The sequence below is a fragment of the Ilumatobacter sp. genome, assembly GCF_041688325.1.
Classification (GTDB): domain Bacteria; phylum Actinomycetota; class Acidimicrobiia; order Acidimicrobiales; family Ilumatobacteraceae; genus Ilumatobacter_A.
On the sequence record NZ_JBDNIJ010000044.1, the window covers coordinates 1 to 21125 of the forward strand.

General features: G+C 63.1%; 18 protein-coding genes and 1 tRNA gene. 15 read left to right on the forward strand and 4 right to left on the reverse strand.

Going from position 1 to position 21125, the window contains the following annotated elements; translation table 11 throughout:
- Positions 1 to 39: 39 nt before the first annotated feature.
- Genes ACH2EI_RS03355 through ACH2EI_RS03365 form a run of 3 tightly spaced genes read right to left on the reverse strand, consistent with a single transcriptional unit; the run spans position 40 to position 2575 of the window.
- Positions 40 to 789 (reverse strand): amino acid ABC transporter ATP-binding protein, encoded by a 750-nt coding sequence (locus tag ACH2EI_RS03355; protein ID WP_395152979.1) that lies wholly within the window; start codon positions 787 to 789, stop codon positions 40 to 42.
- Positions 786 to 1619, reverse strand: coding sequence for an amino acid ABC transporter permease (locus ACH2EI_RS03360; protein WP_395152978.1), 834 nt, complete (start codon positions 1617 to 1619; stop codon positions 786 to 788). Before ACH2EI_RS03360 ends, ACH2EI_RS03355 begins: the two co-directional genes overlap by 4 nt.
- Before the next feature lie 50 nt (positions 1620 to 1669).
- Complete coding sequence (locus ACH2EI_RS03365) at positions 1670 to 2575, reverse strand: ABC transporter substrate-binding protein (protein ID WP_395152977.1); 906 nt, start codon at positions 2573 to 2575, stop codon at positions 1670 to 1672.
- Positions 2576 to 2728: 153 nt separating this feature from the next.
- Between ACH2EI_RS03365 and ACH2EI_RS03370 the strand changes: the two genes are divergently transcribed.
- The 14 genes from ACH2EI_RS03370 (at position 2729) to ACH2EI_RS03435 (ending at position 19386) form a co-directional block, all read left to right on the forward strand.
- On the forward strand, positions 2729 to 4144 hold the full coding sequence (locus tag ACH2EI_RS03370) for an NAD-dependent malic enzyme (protein ID WP_395152976.1): 1416 nt from the start codon (positions 2729 to 2731) through the stop codon (positions 4142 to 4144).
- Between the two features lie 53 nt (positions 4145 to 4197).
- Positions 4198 to 5256 carry a YbhN family protein gene (locus ACH2EI_RS03375; protein ID WP_395152975.1) on the forward strand — a complete coding sequence of 353 codons (1059 nt, stop codon included), beginning with the start codon at positions 4198 to 4200 and terminating at the stop codon, positions 5254 to 5256.
- 10 nt (positions 5257 to 5266) lie between these two features.
- Positions 5267 to 5884 (forward strand): MarR family transcriptional regulator, encoded by a 618-nt coding sequence (locus tag ACH2EI_RS03380; RefSeq protein WP_395152974.1) that lies wholly within the window; start codon positions 5267 to 5269, stop codon positions 5882 to 5884.
- A gap of 170 nt (positions 5885 to 6054) precedes the next feature.
- On the forward strand, positions 6055 to 6954 hold the full coding sequence (dapA, locus tag ACH2EI_RS03385) for a 4-hydroxy-tetrahydrodipicolinate synthase (protein ID WP_395152973.1): 900 nt from the start codon (positions 6055 to 6057) through the stop codon (positions 6952 to 6954).
- The gene (locus ACH2EI_RS03390) at positions 6954 to 8702 is read left to right on the forward strand and encodes a ribonuclease J (protein ID WP_395152972.1); all 1749 of its coding nucleotides are present in this window, start codon (positions 6954 to 6956) and stop codon (positions 8700 to 8702) included. Before dapA ends, ACH2EI_RS03390 begins: the two co-directional genes overlap by 1 nt.
- Before the next feature lie 151 nt (positions 8703 to 8853).
- Positions 8854 to 9363 (forward strand): hypothetical protein, encoded by a 510-nt coding sequence (locus tag ACH2EI_RS03395; RefSeq protein ID WP_395152971.1) that lies wholly within the window; start codon positions 8854 to 8856, stop codon positions 9361 to 9363.
- A 96-nt stretch (positions 9364 to 9459) separates the two neighbouring features.
- Entirely contained in the window at positions 9460 to 12138 is a 2679-nt protein-coding gene (locus tag ACH2EI_RS03400; protein ID WP_395152970.1) for a DNA translocase FtsK, read from the forward strand.
- A gap of 32 nt (positions 12139 to 12170) precedes the next feature.
- Entirely contained in the window at positions 12171 to 13103 is a 933-nt protein-coding gene (locus ACH2EI_RS03405; protein ID WP_395152969.1) for an SMP-30/gluconolactonase/LRE family protein, read from the forward strand.
- 92 nt (positions 13104 to 13195) lie between these two features.
- Complete coding sequence (gene rimO / locus ACH2EI_RS03410; protein ID WP_395152968.1) at positions 13196 to 14554, forward strand: 30S ribosomal protein S12 methylthiotransferase RimO; 1359 nt, start codon at positions 13196 to 13198, stop codon at positions 14552 to 14554.
- Entirely contained in the window at positions 14554 to 15114 is a 561-nt protein-coding gene (pgsA, locus tag ACH2EI_RS03415) for a CDP-diacylglycerol--glycerol-3-phosphate 3-phosphatidyltransferase (RefSeq protein WP_395152967.1), read from the forward strand. The genes rimO and pgsA overlap by 1 nt, the downstream gene beginning before the upstream one ends.
- A 59-nt stretch (positions 15115 to 15173) precedes the next feature.
- Positions 15174 to 16418, forward strand: coding sequence for a competence/damage-inducible protein A (locus ACH2EI_RS03420; protein WP_395152966.1), 1245 nt, complete (start codon positions 15174 to 15176; stop codon positions 16416 to 16418).
- Positions 16419 to 16478: 60 nt separating this feature from the next.
- Entirely contained in the window at positions 16479 to 18653 is a 2175-nt protein-coding gene (locus ACH2EI_RS03425; protein ID WP_395152965.1) for a hypothetical protein, read from the forward strand.
- Positions 18654 to 18718: 65 nt separating this feature from the next.
- Positions 18719 to 18796, forward strand: a tRNA-Arg gene (locus ACH2EI_RS03430).
- A gap of 59 nt (positions 18797 to 18855) precedes the next feature.
- On the forward strand, positions 18856 to 19386 hold the full coding sequence (locus ACH2EI_RS03435) for a CarD family transcriptional regulator (RefSeq protein ID WP_395152964.1): 531 nt from the start codon (positions 18856 to 18858) through the stop codon (positions 19384 to 19386).
- Positions 19387 to 19416: 30 nt separating this feature from the next.
- On the opposite strand, the gene ACH2EI_RS03440 is transcribed toward ACH2EI_RS03435, so the two are convergent.
- Complete coding sequence (locus ACH2EI_RS03440) at positions 19417 to 20148, reverse strand: endonuclease/exonuclease/phosphatase family protein (protein WP_395152963.1); 732 nt, start codon at positions 20146 to 20148, stop codon at positions 19417 to 19419.
- 84 nt (positions 20149 to 20232) lie between these two features.
- Here ACH2EI_RS03440 and ACH2EI_RS03445 point away from each other — a divergent pair, with 84 nt between their 5' ends.
- Positions 20233 to 21114, forward strand: a complete 882-nt coding sequence (locus ACH2EI_RS03445) for an NAD(P)-dependent oxidoreductase (protein ID WP_395152962.1) — start codon at positions 20233 to 20235, stop codon at positions 21112 to 21114.
- Positions 21115 to 21125 lie beyond the last annotated feature (11 nt).

Here is a 21125-nt window from a genome sequence, read left to right on the forward strand (position 1 = left end):
CCGCGACGAAACACCCGAGGCCGCGAAAGCAATCGACGGTCAGAGGCGTCCGGAGTCGATCACGCGCTGCAGGAATTCGCGCGTGCGCTGCTCTTGCGGATCGCCGAAGATCTGTTCGGGCGGGCCCTGTTCGAGAATCCGGCCTTTGTGGAGGAAGCAGACTCGATCACTGATCTCACGGGCGAAGGCCATCTCGTGAGTGGCGAACAGCATGGTCATCCCGTCGGCCTTGAGGTCGCGCACAACGTCGAGCACCTCCCCGACCAGTTCTGGGTCGAGCGCTGACGTGATCTCGTCGAGCAGCATCACCTCGGGTCCCATTGCGAGTGACCTGGCGATAGCTACGCGCTGCTGCTGGCCGCCCGAGAGTTGGTCGGGATAGGCGTCGGCTCGATCTGTCAGCCCGAGCCGTGCGAGTAACTCGACAGCGGTGGCGTTCGCTGTGGCCTTGTCAACACCAAGCACCTTGCGCGGGCCAATCGCCACGTTCTTGGTGACGCTCATATGTGGGAAAAGGTTGAAGCTCTGGAAGACCATGCCGATCCGGCGGCGAATTGGGTCTGCGTCGAGGCCGGGTTCGGCAATGTCATCACCGTCGAACAGAATCGCTCCGTCGTCGATTGGCTCGAGCAGATTGCTGCAACGGAGCAGCGTCGACTTGCCGGAGCCGGAGGCGCCGATCAGGGTGATGACTTCGCCGGGAGCGACATCGAGGTCGATGCCATCGAGCACCGTGTTTGTGCCGAAAGACTTGCGCACTGCACGCATCGAGAGCTTGGGAGTCGTCATGAGACTGCTGTTGCTCCGGTGCGGCGCCGTTCCCGATTGAGGAGGTAGTCGGCGAGGCGAGTGCAGGGAATTGTGACCATCAGGAAGATGACGGCTGCTGCGACGTACGGGGTGAAGTTGGCGAACTTTGACTTGTCGAGCCCGGCCTGGCGGAGGATCTCGACGGGGCCGATCAGGCTGACGAGCGCAACGTCTTTCTGCAGCGAGACGAGACTGTTCATCATCGGCGGGACGATGCGGCGCAAAGCCTGGGGGAGGACAACGCTGATCATGGTCTGCGCGCTGGTCATACCGAGCGAGCGTGCGGCGGCGCGCTGGCTTTCGTGCACGCCCTCGATACCGGCGCGGATCTCTTCGGACACGTACGCCGAATACGAGAGGATGAGCGCTGCGGAGCCCCAGATCAGGGGGTTGCTCCAGGCTCGCGATTCGAACAGGCCAGGGACGCCGAAGCCGACGAGAAAAATCGTCAGAATGACGGGGATGCCGCGGAACACGTCGGTGTAGATCACTGCTGCAGCGCGCAGTGGAAAGAGTGCAGGGGAGCGCGTGTTGCGCGAGATCGCGATCGCCAACGAGAGGGCGAAGATCAACGGGACGGACCAGGCAAAGATCTTGACGTCGAGCCAAAAGGCTTCGAGAAGGCGGGGAAACGAGTCGGTGAAGATGTCGCCGTCAAAGAACGACTTCCTCACTCGATCCCAACGGGGGGCCCGCGGAACGAGCACGACGATCGTTGCGATGACGACCGCCGTGCTCGCCGACGCGATGCCGATTGATCGGCGTCGCTGTCGCTGTTCGTACGCCTCGCGGCGTGTTTGACTGTCCATAGGGTTCAAAGAGTTGCGAAAGGGGCCTGACCCCGTACGCAACTCTTGCATCATTCGGAGATGACCGGTGCGCCGGTGAATTCGGACAGCCACTCGTTGGTGATCGCGGCGAGTTCACCGGAATCGGTCAACGCCTGTACAGCAGCGTTGACGCAAGGCGTCAGGGGGCTGTCCTTTTCGAGGAGAAGGCCGAATTCGTCCGTCGTTCCACCAGTTGCGGCCGGGAACTGACCCACCACCGAGCTTCCGTCGATCTCGACCCCGGACACGTACAGAGCTGTCGGAAGGTCGAACACAGCGGCGTCGATCTGGTTGGCTTCGAGTGCGGCCTTGGCACCGACGTTGTCGTCGTAGGCGAAGACGTCTTGTGTCGGCTGGATCACGTCAGTGATGAAGGCGAAGCTGGTCGTGCCGGCCTGAGCACCGAACTTGACGTCCTTGAGGTCAGCGATCGAGGTAGCGCCTTCGGCAGATGATCCGTTGAGTGCAACGATTGCTTGGTTGGCGGTGTAGTAGGGGACGGAGAAGTCAACCGTCGCCTTGCGCTCGTCGGTGATCGTGAACTGCTGCAGGTTGAAGTCGAAGTCCTTGGCGCCAGGTTGGATGGCGGCATCGAAGTCGGTGCGGACCCAGGTGACGGCGTCGCCCGAGTAGCCCATCTGCGTTCCGACGGCGAGTGCGACGGCGGCTTCAAAGCCCTGGCCTGACTCGGGAGCATCGTCAATCACCCACGGGAAGAACGCCGGGTTGCCCGTGGCGATCGTGAGCACGCCATCTTCAATCGTGTTCGAGCAAGCATCGCTGGCTGCTTCGGTGGTCTGCGATTCGGTGTCGGCCGGGGTCTCGGCCTCGGCTGCCTCACTGGTCGGTGCGCCGCTTGGGGCGTCGTCGCTGCCGCAAGCGGCGAGGACGAGGGTGGCTGCCGCAGCGACGGCTATGAGCTTGGTTGAACGCATTTGGGTCTCCTTCAGAGGTTGTTCACGCGAGCCACGAATCTACCGGCGTCGCCTGTCGGGTGTTTCGTTGGAGTTATACCGGCAGAAAACACTCGACACAGCGAAAACACCGGACACTTGGTCAGGGGGAGACGGCGGTAGATTCGACCCCTTATGTCGAAGCCTCCCGCCACCCAGTACTCGATCTCGCTCGATGTCACGTTGGACAACGTGCCGGGTGTACTCGGGCGTCTCTGCACAGCCATTGGTGAGGCGGGCGGCAACATCTTCGCGATCGAGGGCTTCGTTGCAAAGGGCAAGGAGCTTGAACGCGACATTGTCGTCAACTGCTCCAGCGTCGACCACCAAGCAGAGATTGTGTCTGCGGTCCAAGCAACCGAAGGTGTCACTCTCGAGGAGTGGCACGACCGCACCTTCCGGATGCACGAGGGCGGCAAGATCGAAGTGCTGTCACTCTGCCCTGTCGGAGACATGGACGACCTGTCGATGGCCTACACCCCTGGCGTCGCACGCGTGTGCAACGCCATCGCGGCCGACGAGCGTCTGGCCGACGTGTACACGATCCGCAAGAACACCGTGGCAATTGTCTCCGATGGCAGCGCAGTGCTTGGCCTCGGCAACATTGGCCCGAAGGGTGCCATGCCCGTGATGGAGGGTAAGGCCCTGCTGTTCAAAGAGTTCGGTGGCGTCGATGCCTTCCCGATCTGCCTCGACGTGTCGAGCCCAGAAGAGATCATCGAGACCGTCATCCGGCTGGCCCCGACCTTCGGTGGGATCAACCTTGAAGACATCGCAGCACCCGGGGCGTTTCAGGTCGAAGAAGCGCTCAAAGCAGCGCTCGACATCCCGGTCTTCCACGACGACCAGCACGGCACGGCCGTGGTCACCCTCGCCGCCGTCCAGAACGCATTGCGCATCACCGGCAAGAAGATGGCTGACCTGAATATCGTGATTTCCGGTGTCGGTGCGGCCGGCGTCGCCATCGGCAAGATCCTGCTGGGTGCCGGTGCGAGCAAGATCGTCGGTGTCGACAGCAAAGGTGCGGTGTACGACGGACGCGAAGGGCTCAATGCCTGGAAGCAGTGGTTCGCCGAGAACACCAATCCTGACGGCAAACAGGGAGCGCTCTCTGACGTGATGCACGGGGCTGACGTGTTCATCGGCGTCAGTGCACCCGATGTACTCACCGTCGACGACATCGGCAACATGGCCGCCGATCCCATCGTGTTTGCGATGGCGAACCCCGACCCCGAGATCCGCCCTGAGCTCGTGGGTGACCTCGTCGCCGTGATGGGCACCGGCCGCAGCGACTACCCGAACCAGATCAACAACGTGTTGGCCTTCCCGGGAATCTTCCGCGGTGCACTCGACGCGCAGGCCACCGACATCACCGAAGGCATGAAGCTTGCTGCAGCGAAGGCAATCGCCGAAGCGGTGACAGACGACATGCTGAGCCCAACCAACATCATGCCCTCGGTGTTCGACCGGGCAGTGTCGATGGCGGTGGCGAAAGCAGTTGCTGCTGCAGCGATCGCCGACGGTGTGAGCCGCACACAAATCCAGGGCTGAAAAGAACCGAGGCCGGTCTGGCAGCTGTTGGCTGATCGTTCTACCTTGAGCTCATGCGGCGGCTGGCGAGCGATTCACGGGTGCGCCGCGTTGCCGTACTCGTCGTCGTGGCCCTGCTCGTCGGAGCGATTGTCGTACAGCGTCGGACCATCGTCGATGCGGTCGGTTTACTCCGAGGTTTCTCCAGATCGACGCTGGTCATCTTGGCAGTGCTCGGGATCATCGAGCGGGTGTCGCGAGCCGACGTGATCCGATCCCTGTTGCCTGGAACCTCGCTCGGGCGCGCCGAGGTCATTGGCGACGTCGGGTCGGCAGTGAGCAAGGGTGTGCCGGCTGGCGGCCCGCTTGCCACGTTGCTGCGGTGGCAGATTGCGCGTGACAGCGGAGCGTCTGCGGGCCCGTTCGTCCACATGCTCGTGGCGTCCGGTGTGGCGACGGCCTTCGTGAGCTGGGGGTATCCGTTGGTGGCGACGTTGGCCGACATCAGCCAGCGCGAAGCCAGCCTGGCTGATCTACTGATCGTTGCCGCCTGCGCAGCGGTCTTGATCGGTTCATCGGCGTTCTGGTCCTTTGCCCTCTTCTCGCCGAAAGCCCACCGTTGGACCACCGAACGAGCCGAATGGGTGCGGTCCAAGTTCGCTGGTTCGGCGCCGGGGTTGGCGAGTGGCGATGCCGTGGCCTTCGTTGCCGAGGTTCGAGGCTCGCTCCGAGCGACTGCTCGTCGACCGTTCGCGCTCCTGCTGCGAACGACGATCGCGCAGGGGACTGGCGTCATCATCCTCTGGACCGCGTTGCGCGGGCTCGGAGTCGGGGATGAACTGGGCGTCACGGAATTTGCGCGTGTCTATTTCGTCGCCCAGATCCTCGGATCGTTCGCACCGACCCCGGGTGGTGTCGGCGTGATCGAAGCAGGGCTGACTGGCGCGCTGGTGGCCGCAGGCGTACAGGCTGACGTGGCACTCGCCGGGGTGCTGGTGTACCGGTTCATCACCTACGTCCTCCCGATCCTTGTCGGGACCGGGCTGTATCTCTGGTGGCGACGAACGAGGACGCCGCCCGTGCCGACGGTCGTCCAGGCGGTGGGGTTCGCCGCTGAACCGACCGGTCGTTAGTGTCAGTTAAATGGGGCACACATCGACACCGGAGTTCTGCACATTCCACGCATTGCGAATCAAGGGTTTTGCGACCGTCGACACGCTTGAGGAAATGACCGGTTCCGACGCAGCGGCGGTGCAGGCGCATCTCGATGGGCTGGAAGCGGCAGCGCACGCCCAGTTCCGCGAGGCCAGATCGCTGTGGCAGTTGACTCCTGACGGTCGCGCCGCCCACTCGGCCATGCTGGACACCGATCTTGCCGGTGCCGACCTCGCCGCGCTGGCGCCGCTGTATGCCGGCTACCTGGAACTCAACACCGAGTTCAAGACGCTGTGCGGCGACTGGCAGCTCCGCAACGGCGGGGTGAACGATCACACCGATACCGCCTATGACGCGGCGGTGATCGCTCGGCTCGTCGATCTCGACGGTCGGGCGCAACCGATCCTGGTTTCGACGGCCGGCCTACTCGACCGTCTTGCCTGCTATGGGCCTCGCCTTGCCTCTTCGGTCGCCCGACTGCAGTCGGGTGAGTCCAACATGTTCACCGGTGTGATGTGCGGGAGCTACCACGACGCCTGGATGGAGTTGCACGAGGACCTGATCCTCACTCAGGGAATCGATCGCTCAGCCGAAGGTTCGTTCTGACCCGACATCCGTCCCTGCTCATTCCCTCTGCTCATTCCCTCTGCTCATTCTCCCTGCTCATTCTCCCTGCTCATTCTCCCTGCGCATCGCGGTAACTCCGCCGCATGAAGTGGCGAGTCATCCAATAGGTTCATTGCCGTGAACAGCACTGTGTTTCTGAGGTCTTGCTGATGCCCCGCTTCGGTGCGGTCTCGGTTGCGATGGTCACCCCGTTCGACAACGACGGCGAACTTAATGTCGATGAGGCTGTCGCCCTGGCCAAATTTCTGGTCGCCGAAGGCAACGAGTCGCTCGTTGTTTCTGGCACGACTGGCGAGTCAGCGACACTGAGCATCGACGAAAAATTGACACTGTTCGAAACGATTTCGGCAGCGGTCACCGTGCCCGTCATCGGCGGCACGACAGGATCGAACACCCGCCAAGACATCGGCCTCACCGCAGAAGCGAGCAAACTTGGCCTCGCTGCGATCCTCGGCGTCAGTCCCTATTACAACCGTCCGTCACAGACCGGCATCGAGGTCCATTTTCGGGCTATCGCATCGGCCACCGACCTGCCCGTGATGATCTACGACATCCCGAAGCGCACCGGTCGCAAGATGTCGAACGACACCATCATCCGCCTCGCGAACGACGTGACAAACATCGTGGCGCTCAAGGATGCTGCCGGCGATCCGAGCGAGACCGCCAAGGTCATTGCTGCGGTGCCCGACGACTTCGAGGTGTACTCGGGTGACTCCCCGATGAACTTGCCGCTGCTCGCGGTTGGCGCTGTCGGCGCGGTCGGAGTGTGCACGCACTGGGCTGCACCCGAGCACATCAAGATGTTCGCAGCATGGAGCCGTGGCGACATCGCCGAAGCCCAGCGGATCAACCGCCTCCTGATCGAGAGCTACTCGTTCGAAGGCAACGACGACGCACCGAACCCGGTGCAACCCAAGGTCATGATGCAGACGCTCGGCCACCCGGTCGGCGCTTGCCGTCTCCCGATGGGCCCAGCCCCGACCGGCACCGAAGACGCCGCCCGAGCGGTCTACCAGAACCTGCTCGCCACCCGTGAAGGATCCCAATAATGAGTAAACCCCAACCGATGACGGCCACCCTGAACCCGAAGGTGCCGGTCCGTGTCGTGTTCCTGGGCGGGCTCGGCGAAATTGGCCGCAACTGCATGGTCATCGAGCAGGGTGCACCTGATGATCCCGACCGCACGATGATGCTCATCGATTGCGGCTTGATGTTTCCTGACCCGCATCACCACGGGATCGACTTGATCCTCCCCGACTTCACGTACCTCCGTGAGAACGCCGAGCGGCTCTCGGCCATCGTGCTCACCCATGGCCACGAAGATCACATCGGCGCCATCCAGTACTTGATGCGCAACCGCTCAGAAGGCGGCCTCGGCGACCTGCGTAGCGAACCGCTCCCGGTGTACGGCTCGGCCCTCGCGCTCGGCCTGGCCCGAAACCGCATCGAAGAAGCCGGCCTGATGTCAAAAATCGATATGCGTCCGGTCCAAGACGGTCAGCAGGTCGATATCGGTTCGTTGCTCGTTGAGTTTATTCCGGTCACCCACTCGGTGCCGCACGCCCACGCCATCGCAGTGCACACTGCACAGGGCATCGTGCTGCACTCCGGCGATTTCAAGATCGATCTCACGCCGGTTGACTCGCGCCGTGCTGACCTCGCCCGTATCGGCCAGCTCGCAAAGAACGAAGGCATCCGGTTGCTGATGAGCGACTCGACGAATGCCGAAGAGCCCGGCTATGCGTCGAGCGAGACCAATGTCGGTGGAGTGCTCCGTTCGCTGTTCGCGCAGGAACGCGGTCGCCGGATCATCACCGCGAGCTTTGCCAGCCACCTCCACCGCATTCAGCAGATCGCTGATGCAGCGGTCGGCGAGGGCCGCAAGGTTGCCACGCTCGGTTTGAGCATGAAGAAGAACATCCGTCTCGGCCTCGACCTCGGCGTGTTCACCATCCCCGAGTCGTCGTTGATCGACATCGAAGAGATCGGCAAGTACAAGCCGGGCGAGGTGTGCATCATCTCGACTGGCTCGCAGGGCGAGCCGATGTCGGCACTCGGTCTGATGGCGCGCGGCGAAAACAAGTGGCTGCAGCTTGGCGAAGACGACACGGTCGTACTGTCGAGCCATGCCATCCCCGGTAACGAGGGAAGCGTCAACAAGGTGATCGACGGGCTACTGCGGCGCGGCGCCCACGTCGTGCACTCCGGTGTCATGGACGTGCATTCAACCGGTCACGCGAAGGCCGACGACATCAAGACTTACCTGTCGATTGTCAACCCTGAGTGGTTCGTGCCGATCCACGGCGAGTACCGCCACATGGTCGCCAACGCCAAGCTCGGCGAGCTGATGGGCGTGCCGACCGACCGGGTCATCGAATGTGAAGACGGTGACGTCCTCGAACTGTCGTCGCAGGGCCTGGCCCCGGTCGGCCGCGTGCCTGCCGGCTACCTGTACGTCGACGGCATCGTTGGCGACGTCGGCCAAGGCGTCCTACGCGACCGACAGAAACTCTCCGAAGAGGGCGTGGTTGTCGTCGTGGTCACCGTCGACATCCAGACCGGCAAGGTCCTGGTTGGCCCAGAGATCATCACGCGTGGCTGGGTGTACGCACCCGAAGCCGAAGACCTGCTCGACGAAGCCTGCGACATCATTGCCGCGCGGGTCGAGAAGGCCCTTGCCGACGGCGTCCGCGATGTTGAGCAGTTGGAGCGCGAGGTGCGGCGTGCAGCAGGGAAGTTCGTCAGCGATCGGACCAAGCGTAAGCCCATGATCGTTCCCGTCGTCATGGAGGCGTAGCGGTCCAGGTCACTCGATCTCAGCGTCAGCCCTCACCGCTCGTTGGCGGAGGCCAACTCGGGTTCCTGCTTCCTTGACCTTGCACGATCTGATCCCGCTACGCCCAAGGGCGAATTGCAGGGTTGGTTGATTTCGGGCCCATACTCGCAGGGTGATTCGACGCTCGCTGCTGCTTGTTGCCTCACTCATTGCCCTCGCTTCCTGCTCTGGCGGGAGTGACGAGACGACCTCAGGCGGCGGCGACTCGTTCGTCAGCAACATCGCAGCTGCAGCTGCAGCGGTCGACGCGGCGCTTGGCGGGCCGCAGGAGTTCTTCGAAATTACTGCAACACCCCAGCTGACGAATGTCTTCGTGGCGGTTGACGGGGGCACTGCAGCGGTCCCGTACATCTACCTCGATGGCGAGTTGCAAGAGCCTGCGCCACGAATCGAAGGGGCCGCTGGCCAGACCTTCACGGCCGACGCCATCGACTTCGACGAGACGAGGGTCCTCGTTGGCGTTGAAAACGACCTGCCGACCGCCACGATCGACGCATTCAGCGTCGAGGGCGGCCCGGGTGGTTTCGTGCGGTATGTCGTTTCTGCGCGCTCTGAGCAGGGCGGCGTACTCGACATCGTCGTCGCTCCCAGTGGAGCGGTCATCGACGTCGTGCTGCTCTGATCGACATTTTCTCGGGGACTTCTGGCTCGGTTGACTGTTGCCTGTGCGGACCATGCGGGACCGCTGTGACAGTGGGTTGGTACGGTTGGAGCTGTCATGTCCACGTGGGGTCCGTCCAAGAAGAAGCCGCCTGCCAAAAAGCGCGCTGCGAACCAGAAGTCGCCAGCCAAGCGCTCGACGTCGGTGAGGAGTTCGGCGCGTCTGGCCAAGACCACTCGAGCGCCGTCGAAAGCAGACGACACCGAGGTGATGCCAGCGAGTCGCTCGAAGAAGCAACGCTCGAACGTGCGTGACCAGACGCCGCCCGAATTGACTCGCAGCGATCGTGCTGCTGCTGAACTGCGTGGCGTGCTTGATGGCCGCGAGCACGAGTTCCTCGGCCTCGGTCTTATTGGTGGCGGCGTGTTGTGCGCACTCGCCGTGTACGTCGACGGCCTCGCCGGCCCATTGGGGCGGGGTATTGAGACGCTGATCGGCTGGTTCATGGGCCTTGGGCGCTTTGCCGTCCCCCTGATCCTCGTCGCAACGGGTGTCTCGTTCGTCAAGCGTGGGCGTTCGTACAGCCCTGTTCGCCTTGCGGTCGGCTGGACCGCGGTCAGCCTCACGCTGCTCGGTCTGCTGCACCTGCTCCGTGGGCCCGACAAGATTTCGGCGAGTGTCGACGACCTCGGCCCAGCCGGAGGTTGGTTCGGTGCGCTCGCAGCGGAGCCGCTCCGGGCTGCGGTTGAAGGGCCCGGTGCCGTGGTGGTTCTCATCGTCGTACTGATCGGTGGCAGCCTGCTCATCACCCAGACGTCATTGCGAACGATGGCGACCTCGACGGGTGGGTTCCTGTCCACGATGCTTCGGCCGCTGGGTCGTGCCGCCCGGTCCGGAATCAGCAGCATCTCGACGTTGAGTAGTGACCACGACGCGAGCGGCGAACTGCGCAGCTACGACTCTTCAGGGATGGGCACTTCTGGCGAACTTGCTGACCCCAGTTCGGTTGCCGGTGAGCCCATGGCGCTGCAGGCCGGTGCCGAGCTCTATGACTTCGAAGACGACGGTGATGAGTGGAACGACGCCGACGAGGCTGGCGGGCCCTCTGGGAAGCGCAAACGCGTGGCAAAGAAGCCGAAGCCCAAGGTCAACACCGGATCCAAGCCGGGCGACCTGTCGGCCGATGGTGTTCAGGTCGGCAACTGGATCCTTCCGCCCAACAGCTTCCTTGAAACCGCCGGTGAGCAGAAGATGGACATCAAGGCCATCGAGAAGCGGGGTGAAATGCTGCAAGAGGCACTCATTTCGCACAACGTCGAGACCGAGTTGATCGGCATGACCGTCGGCCCGACCGTCACTCGATACGAGCTCGAACTCGGCCCAGGTGTCAAGGTCGCGAAGGTCACGAACCTGCAAAAAGACATCGCCTACGCAATGGCGGCGACCGACGTCCGCATCCTGGCCCCGATCCCGGGCCGTTCGGCTATTGGCGTCGAAGTGCCGAACCACCAACGTCAGCTCGTCGCACTTGGTGATCTCATGGTGTCTCCTGAGGCGAAGCGGGCTGATTCGCCGCTCGATGTCGCGATCGGCAAAGACATCGCGGGCAAGGCCGTCTTCCTCGATCTCGCATCCACTCCACACATGCTCATTGCTGGCGCCACGGGTGCCGGTAAGTCGTCCGGCATCAACTGCATCATCACGTCGCTACTGATGCGGACGACACCCGATGATGTGCGCTTGATTCTGATCGACCCCAAGCAGGTCGAAATGGGGCAGTACCAACGTTTGCCGCACCTGCTCACGCAGCCGGTCACCAACCCGAAGAAGGCAGCCAACGCACTCGGGTGGGCGGTCAAAGAGATGGAGCGTCGCTACGACGTGCTCTCTGCGGTCGGCTACCGCGACATCGGTGGTTACAACAAGTCCTTTAAAAAGGGCGAGATTGAGCAGCCCATCGGCTGGGATCCCGACAGTGCACCGGTGTACGAGCACATGCCCTACATCGTCATCGTGGTCGATGAGCTCAACGACCTGATGATGGTCGCAGCACGCGACGTCGAGGAGTCGATCACCCGCATCGCTCAGAAGGCGCGTGCGGTTGGTATCCACCTCATCGTTGCAACCCAGCGCCCGTCGGTCAACGTCATCACCGGTGTGATCAAGGCAAACATCCCGGCCCGTATGGCATTCGCAGTTTCGTCGTTGACCGACTCGCGAGTCATCCTCGACCAGCCCGGTGCAGACAAGCTCGTCGGCAAGGGCGACATGCTGCTTCTCCCGGGCAACTCGTCGGTTGCCAACCGCATCCAGGGAGCCTTCATCACCGAAGAAGAGGTCCGTAAGGTCGTTGCTCACTGGCGTGCGCAATCGCCGGAGACGATTCATTCGACGGATGTCGAAGACGGCGACGACGCTCCCAAATTCGACGCCCATGGATTCGCCGGCAGCGATCGGCCTGCACTCGTGCCGCCAACGCTGGGTGCGCCCGGCGCTTCGTCGAGGGGGTCGATGTCGCCGATGGATCTCACCTCTGATGCCAACGCCTTCTCGGCCGGCGAAGAAGACGAAGACACCGTCATGATGCGCCAGGCGATGGAACTGATCGTGCGCAGCCAACTCGGGTCGACTTCGATGTTGCAGCGCAAGCTCAAAGTTGGCTTCGCCCGAGCCGGCCGCATCATGGACCTCCTCGAAACTCGCGGCGTTGTCGGGCCCAGCGAGGGCTCGAAGGCCCGCTCCGTGCTGATGACGGTCGAAGAGTTCGAATTGCTCCAGCAAAACGGCCAGCTCTAGTCGAGACGGCTGCGGTCTGCCAGCATGGGCCTATGGCCCATTCCGTTCTGACGCCGCAGTTGACTGAGATCACTGACGGGTTGCGTTTCCCCGAGGGGCCGATCGCGATGCCTGACGGCTCGGTGATCGTGGTCGAACTGTTCGCGGCCTGCCTCACTCGGGTGTGGCCCGATGGCACCAAGGAACAGGTTGCTGAAACTCCGGGCGGCCCGAACGGAGCGGCCATCGGGCCTGACGGTGCGATCTATTTGTGCAACAACGGAGGGTGTTTCACGCCGATCGAACGCAATGGCCGATCTCAACCGGGTCGCTACGACCCGGAGCGCTACATCGGGGGTAAAATCCAGCGGGTTGATCTGCACGACGGTTCGGTTACCGATCTGTACACCGAATGCGAAGGACGCCTGCTTCGAGCCCCGAACGACCTGGTGATGGACGGTCACGGCGGTTTCTGGTTCACGGATCACGGCATCCGCGACCTTGATGCACGTACGGCCGACCTCACCGCGATCTATCACGCGAAGTGCGATGGTTCCGAGATCACCGAGGCCATTTTCCCAGTCGAGGGCCCCAATGGGATCGGCCTGTCGCCTGCCGGGACGACGCTCTACTGGGCTGAGACGCACACCGGTCGAGTGTTTGAGCGAGCGCTCGAAGCGCCTGGCCGTCTGGCGCCTGGCGGTCGCACGAGGGTCCTGCACGGGTTGTCCGGGCACCAGTTGCTTGACTCACTGGCGGTCGATCACGACGGTTGGGTGTGCGTGGCGACGCTGCTCAACGGTGGGATCACTGCGATCTCACCCGACGGAGAGCACACCGAGCATCACGCCACCGGCGACATCTTCACCACCAACATCTGTTTCGGCGGTGATGACATGTCAACGGCGTTCGTGACCTTGTCGGGCACGGGGCGGTTGGTCTCGTTCCCATGGCCGCGTCTCGGGCTGCGACTCGCGCACCAGTAACAGCATTCATCCGTTTGTGTCGAAGAGCTGGTTGGCATGCCACCCGATCTGTCGACGCAAACGTGCACAAATGGCCAGGTAGCGTCTCGGCCATGGCGCAGCGGTTCTATATCGAAACACTGGGCTGCCCGAAGAACGATGTCGACTCAGACAAGCTCGTTGGCGCACTGCTTGCAGACGGCATGGAAGCCACCGACGATGCTGCGGCGGCTGACCTTGTCGTTGTCAACACGTGCGCGTTCATCGACGAGGCGCGACGCGAATCAATCGACACGATCTTGGCTCTCGACGCGCAGCGCCTCAAGGGTTCGAAGCTCGTCGTCACCGGCTGCATGGCCGAGCGCTACGGCGATGAGTTGGCCGCCGAATTACCGGAAGTCGACCAGGTTGCCGGGTTTGGCATGGCGTTCAACATGCGCCCCGAGCAGCGTGACGGAACCGAAGTCCCCAAGCTCAAGAGCGGGCGCAAGCTCATTCCTGTATCCGAAGCGCCGCTGCCCGACTTCGATCTTCTCAACCTGCCGCGGCCGAAGTCCGCCGTGCCGTGGGCGTATGTCAAGATCGCCGAAGGCTGCGACCGGTCGTGCGGCTTCTGCGCCATCCCGAGCTTCCGTGGCCCGCAGCGCAGCCGTGACGTGTCATCGATCCTGACCGAGGTCGAACAGCTGGCAGCGCGCGAGATCGTGCTGGTCGCTCAGGATCTCGCCTCGTACGGCAAGGACCGCCCCGACGAAATGGGCGCCGGTTCGATCGTGCCGCTGATCGATGCGGTGGCTGCACAAGTCGACCGAGTCCGGTTGCTCTATTTGTACCCGAGTGATCTCTCCGATGCGCTGATCGACTCGATCTGCAACTCAGGTGTTCCGTATTTCGACCTCTCGCTGCAGCACGTCAGCAAGCCGTTGCTGCGCAAGATGCGCCGCTGGGGTGACGGCCAGCGCTTCCTCAATCGCATCGCCGACATTCGTGAACGCGAGCCCGAAGCAGCATTCCGGAGCAACTTCATCGTTGGCTACCCCGGCGAAACCGAAGACGACCACGACCAGATGCTGCGCTTCATTGAAGAGGCCCAGCTCGATTGGTGCGGCTTCTTTTCGTACAGCAACGAAGACGGCACCTATGCCGCAGACTTGGTGAAGAAGGGCGAAGGCGTCGTGCCCGCCGGGCTCATGCACGAGCGGCTCGCCGAACTCCGTGAGATGCAAGACGACATCACTGCTGCTCGACGCGATGACTTGATTGGCACCACGATGTCGGTGCTCGTCGATGCTCCGGGCGTGGCTCGCAGCCACCGTGAAGCCCCCGAGATCGATGGCATCATCCACGTCGGCCATGATGTGACGGTGGGAGAGTTCGCTGAGGTCAAGATCGTCGACGCACTGGGGCCTGATCTGGTCGCCGCTGGCGTCGATGTCGCATCGCTCGACACCGAGGAATCGACAGCGTTGTAATGGCAACGACGGAGGCAACGCAGAGCCAAGGCTTGTCGATCGCCAGCTGGGCGAACGCCATCACCACCGGGCGTCTGCTGTTGTCGCCCGTCATGTTCTGGGCGATTCCGAATCATCAGCGCGGCGCATGGATCGCCTGTTTTCTCTGGTTTGTTCTGTGTTTCAGCGACTTCATCGACGGCTACGTCGCCCGGCGGCGGGGCCCCACCGCAGCGGGTGCATTTCTCGATCCGCTCGCCGACAAGGTGCTCATTCTCGGCGCCATGTTCACGCTGGTCAGTACCGATGTCTTCTGGGTCGTCCCGGTAATCGTTATTGCGGCACGTGAGCTCATCATCAGCGTCTACCGGGTGTTGGTGAGCGGCAAGGGCATCAGCGTTCCGGCATCGCAACTTGCGAAGTACAAGACGTTTGCGCAGCAGCTCGCGGTCGGGTTCGCACTCCTGCCATGGACGGCGCTCGACGCCACATGGCTGTGGAAGGGACTGCTCTGGACTGCTGTCGCGCTCGCGTTGATCAGCGGCGCCCAGTACCTCAACCAAGCCCGCAAGCCGCAGTAGCCGGCTGAGAGAGAACGCTGGGGCCTGGCACGACGTTGTATCTGAGCCACACTGGGCTGATGCGTTGTGATGTGTTGGCTGTCGGAACCGAGTTGTTGCTGGGGCAGATCATCGATTCGAACTCGGCCTGGATGGGCAGCGAGTTGGCGCTCCATGGGATCGACTCGCTGGTGCAGGTCAAGGTCGGCGACAACATCGGCCGGATTGAAGTGCAGCTCCGACGGATGCTCGCCGACGCTGACGCAGTCATCATGTGCGGCGGGCTTGGCCCGACACACGACGACCTGACGCGCAGCGCGATCGCTGCGGTGATGGGCGTCGAGCTCATTGAAGATCCGGCGCTCGTGGAGGTCATTCGCGCGATGTTCGAGTCGCGGGGACGTGTGATGGCCGAGAGTAACCGGCAGCAGGCAGAGGTGCCGGTCGGCGCCTCGATCATTCCGCAGACTCGAGGTACGGCGCCCGGCTTGATTTGTCCGATCATGATCGATGGCGTGGCCAAAGTGGTCTACGCAGTGCCTGGTGTCCCGCACGAGATGCAGGACATGATCCATCGGGCGATTATCCCTGACATGCTGAAGCGCAGCGGCGAACGCGCCGTCATTGCCTCACGGGTCCTGCGCACCTGGGGCGAGAGTGAGAGCGGTCTGAACGAACGTCTCGATGCCATCATCGAACAGTTGGAAACGCCAGACACGCCAACGCTCGCGTTCTTGGCGAGTGGTTGGAACGGTCTGAAGGTCCGGCTCACGGCGAAAGGTAAGACGGCTGACGATTGCGCTGCCCAACTCGACCAGTGGGAGGCAGTGGTTCGCGAGGAGATCGACGAGTTCGTGTTCGGAACTGACGAAGACACCATGGAATCCGTCGTCCTCGATCTGTGCCGTCAGCGCGGTCTGACGCTGGCCGTGGCGGAGTCGGTCACCGGCGGCCTCGTTGGCGGGCGTCTCACAGACATTCCAGGGGCGAGTGATGTGTTTGTCGGCGGAATCGTCAGTTACGCGACCTCGGTCAAGCAGCAGCTGCTCGGCGTCTCGGACGGCCCGGTGGTCAGTGAGTTGGCAGCACGAGAGATGGCTGCGGGTGTCCGGGAGCGTCTCGGGGCGGACGTCGGGCTTTCGCTCACCGGGGTTGCCGGCCCAGATGAACAGGATGAACAACCCGCTGGGACCCTCTTCGTGGGCATGATCGGCCCTGGGTTTGACGAGGTCCGCCAGGTCCGACTGCCGGGCATTCGGGAGCAGATGCGGCAGTTCTCTGTGATCACTGCGCTGGGGTTCCTGCGCCGCCATCTCGACGCCTGACGCAGTGTGCCGTACTGCAGCCGTCTGTGATCGCTACCGTCAGGAGACGAATGGTGAATAATGACTGACGATTGGAACTCGGACCGAGCCGTCCCCGGCCGTGGCCCCGCGGGTCCACCCCGCCGATCTTCGCTCAACGACAGCGAACGACGCCGGCGCAATCTGATCATTGGGCTCAGTATTGGGTCGGTTGTTGTCTTGGTCGCCGGAATGATCGCGTTCGTCGCAGCACGCGAGAGCGGAACGGCGACGACCGTGCAGTCGTCTGTGCTTCCCACGTCGGCGCCCGGCACGGTTCCGGTCACACTGTCGACGGCCTTAGCGTCGGAGTCATCGACGCTCGTGGTCGAAACCACGCTGCCCCCGACGACGGTCCCGATCGTTGCGAATGCCGACGCTGGTACAGATCTCGTAGTGAACCGGGGCGACGAGTTCAGGCTCGTTGCGGCCAACTTGGCACCAGGCACGCCGAACGCCGCCGTGCGCTGGACACAGACCGATGGCCCTGATGCAACGGCAGGCGTTGGCAGTCTGCGCGGCGCCGAAGCCGTGGCAATCGCACCGGATGACGTTGCGACGCTGGCATTTACACTCGAAGTCGCTGGAACCGATGGCGTGGCCACTGATGACGTTGTTGTCCGGGTGTTCGAAGATGCTAGCCGGGCAGCGTTTGTCGACGGTGAGCGTGGAACCGATGCGGGGAACGGGACGATGGAAGCGCCATTCAAATCGATCGCCGCGGCAGCCACTGCGGCAAAAGGCAGCGATCTCTACGTGCGGAGCGTGGGTATCTACGACGAGTCGGATGCCACGATTGAGTTGGGACCAGGCATGAGTGTCTACGGCGGGTTCGACGAGGAATGGAACCGTGATGCTGATCGGCGTGCGGTGATCACCGGTAACGAGGTGGCGCTGACGGTCTTTGGTGACGCTGAGCGGTGGATTGCGTCGATTGAGATCACAAGCGCCGACGTCACCGGTGAAGGTTCATCAATCGGTGTTCTGATCGCGGGAGCGCAGGAAGTCAACCTCATCGATAGTCGAGTGGTGTCGGGTCGAGGAGGCGCAGGGGCTCCGGGTGGCAGCGGAGCCGTCAGTATTGGCGTGTTAGCCACGGATGTCGATCAGCTGTCGATCGAGCGCAGCACTGTCAACGGCGGCAACGGTGGCAACGGTGGCGTAGCGCCTGACACCGATGGCGTGGCCGAAGCTGGTGGCGCCGGCGGATCTGCAAGTGGGCGCAATGCCGGCAGCGGTTCGGGCGCCGGTGGTGCTGGCGGCCGGGGTGGCGAGACGAGCAACGGCGCCAATGGCAGTAGTGGACAATCAAGCGGGGGCCAAGGTGGCACAAACAGCGCGCCTGACGGTGGCCCAGGAAGCGGCGGAAATGGCGGCGTCGTCGGTGGTATCGGCGGCGTCGGTGGCGACGGTGGCAACAATCTGGTGTCCCAGGCAAACCAAGAGACGGTCCCCGTCGGAGCAGCCGGCGGAACAGGTGAGCCCGGCATCGCGGGGCGTGCTGGTGGTGGTGGTGGTGGTGGGTTTGGTCCACTGCGCGTGGCCGGTGGTGGTGGCGGCGGTGCAGGAGCAGGCGGTACCCCTGGCAATGGAGCGATCGGTGGCGGTGGTGGTGGCGGATCGGTCGGCCTCCAGGCTGTCGGCGTCGACCGCCTGGTGATCTCGGAATCACTCATCGCGGGCGGCAGCGGTGGCAACGGGGCTGCCGGTGGTGCTGGCGCACCGGGAGGCGCAGGAGGACCTGGCGGCGCTGGGGCTGTCGGAGTCGATGGAGTGATTGCTGACGGTGGCAATGGAGGTGGTGGTGGTGCTGGGGGAGGTGGAGGCCACGGTGGTGCTGGCGGTGGCGGTGCTGGCGGACCTTCCTACGGCATGCTGACGACTCGCGTCGCCGAATTGTTCATCGACTCGACCCGCATTCGTGGTGGCGCAGGCGGTGCAGGCGCTCACGGCGGTGCTGGCGGCCGCGACGGTGGTGCAGGTGGTGCCGGCGGTGATGGCAGCACCCGAACCGGCGGAATGCCTGGTTCGCCCGGTGGGGTCAACCCCGATTCGCAGGGTGATGGTGCATCGGGTGGCTCCTCGTACGGATGGTTTGACGACTCAGGAGCCGATCAGGCGTTCAGTGACGCATCGTTTGGAGAGGGCACGGCTGGTGCTGGTGGCAACGGCGCAACCTCTGGCGTCGACGGCGCGGTGATCACGTCGAACGTCTGATCAGCGCAGTCGATTCTCGTCTGTCACGGGCGCCACGATGGTCGGGCGATAACGTACGTGTCCTTGCCTCTGTAGCTCAGCTCGGATAGAGCAGCGGGTTTCTACCCCGTCGGTCGCAGGTTCGAATCCTGCCGGAGGCGCCAATCGTTAGGTTCGGGGCTAGCCTCGTCTTTCCGCTATCCGACGACCCAAGAGGTTCTGCGTGAAATTTAAGAAGGGCGAAACCGTCATCTACCCCCAGCATGGCGCGTGTGTCGTGCAGGGGACCAAGAAGATGGAGTTCTTCGGCGAAAAGCAGGAGTACTTGATCCTGAAGACCGTCATCAACGAAATGACCTTGCGCGTGCCGCTCGACAACACCGATGGTGTTGGCGTCCGTCCACCCGTGTCGGCTGACGAACTCGAAGACCTCGTGTCAGTGTTGGCAAAGCCTGATCCGCGTGTGCCCAGTAACTGGAGCCGTCGTTTCAAGAACCACCAGGAAAAGCTGAAGAGCGGCGACGTGTATCAGGTCGCCGAAGTCGTGCGAAACCTGGCTGCTCGAAATCGTGATGCGTCGCTGTCTGCAGCCGAGCGCACCATGTACGAGCGTGCTCGGGTGAACCTGGTGTCTGAGATCTCTCCTGCGTTGAAGGTGTCGGCTGAAGACGCCGAGATCTATCTCGATGAGGCGCTCGCCAAGGGCGTACTCAAAGACGGCGAAGAAGAGACCACCAAAAAGAAGAAGAAGTGAGCTCGGCGGGGCCTGTCCCTGCATGCTCGCTCAGGTGAAGTCACCCTCGATCCAATCGAGGTCGAAACGCACGGTCACCGGAAGGTGATCTGACATCGCTGCCCACTCGGGGCTCCCCGCCGGCACGGTCGTGCTCACGCTGCGTGCCTGAGCGGGCAGCAGTACATGGTCGAGCGTTTGTGTCGGGGCGTCGGCCGGGTGAGTCGGTGATGGTGGGACATGTTCAATGCCCGGCAATGCGAAGATGATGCTGGCCTCTGCGCCGTCGTTGAAGTCGCCCGCCACGACCGCCGGCGGAGCGTCGCCGTGGCTGTTGACGAGTTTGGCCACGTCGATTGCCTCTGCAAGTCGGTCGGCGGCTCTGCCGCTTGATGAGAGGTGCACGTTGTAGATCCGGTAGGCCAGCCCGTCGGATCGACCCACGAGGCACCACAGTGCGATGCGTCGATTGTGGGTCCACTTCGACTTTTCGCTGCTGATCTGGCTGTGGCCTGCAGCGTCAAGGGCGTGCGGCGTCAGAATCGCCATGCCTTCAGCGGCGCCCTTCAGGAGCGGCGTGAACGGGTAGTGCTTGAGGGCCCAGGTGAAACGCATACCGAGCGCACTGGCTAGGTCGGCGGCCTGCGCTTTGCGGATCTCTTGGATCACGACGACGTCTGGAGACTCAACCTCGATGGCAGTGGCGACGGCTGCGATGTCGGGCTTGCGGGCGCCGTGCATATTCCAGGTCGTGACGGTCCAAAAACGCGCGATCCTCGCCATGCGTCCAGTCTTACCACTCAGGCGTCCTGCTGTACCGTCGGCGGTAATCGTCGCGTGGCGTCGTGACCTGAAAGACTCGGGCGCATGATTGACCAGTCGAAAATCGCATTTCTCGGAACCGGCGTGATGGGCGCACCGATGGCCCGCCACCTCAAGCAGGCAGGGCACGAACTCGTCATCTTCAACCGTACGGGCGCCAAGGCGCTCGCATGGGTCGCACTGAATGGCGGCCAGGCCGCACCGACTCCGGCCGAATGCGTCGACGGTGCCGATTTCGTGATGATGTGCGTCGGAAACGACGACGACGTTCGCGAAGTGGTGTTCGGTGAAACGGGAGCGCTTGGGTCGATGGCTGCAGGGTCGGTCTTGATCGATCACACGACGGCATCGGCCAGCCTCGCTCGCGAGCTGGCGGCGGCCTGCGCCGAACGCGGGATCGGGTTCGTTGACGCTCCGGTGTCTGGCGGTCAGGTCGGTGCCGAGAACGGGCAACTGACAGTGATGTGTGGGTGCGACGACGCCGAGACCTACGAACGTGCCGCCGCCGTGATCGGGGCGTTTGCCAAGCAATGCGCGTTACTCGGACCGGCAGGGTCGGGCCAGCTCACCAAGATGGTCAATCAGATCTGTATTGCAGGCGTCGTGCAGGGCCTCGCCGAAGGCTTGAACTTCGCCGAACGGGCGGGGCTCGACATCGCCGAAGTGGTCGGGGTGATCGGCAAGGGCGCAGCCCAGAGTTGGCAGATGGACAACCGAGCCGGAACCATGGCTGACGGCGAGTATGACTTCGGGTTCGCCGTCGAGTGGATGCGCAAGGACCTCGGTATTTGCCTCGAGGAAGCCGAACGCAACAGTGCGCGGCTCCCGATGACTGCGGTGATCGATCAGTTCTATAAGCAAGTCGTTGCTCGTGGTGGGGATCGCTGGGACACGAGCAGCTTGATCGATTTACTGCGCAACTCCTGAGTGAGGAACTC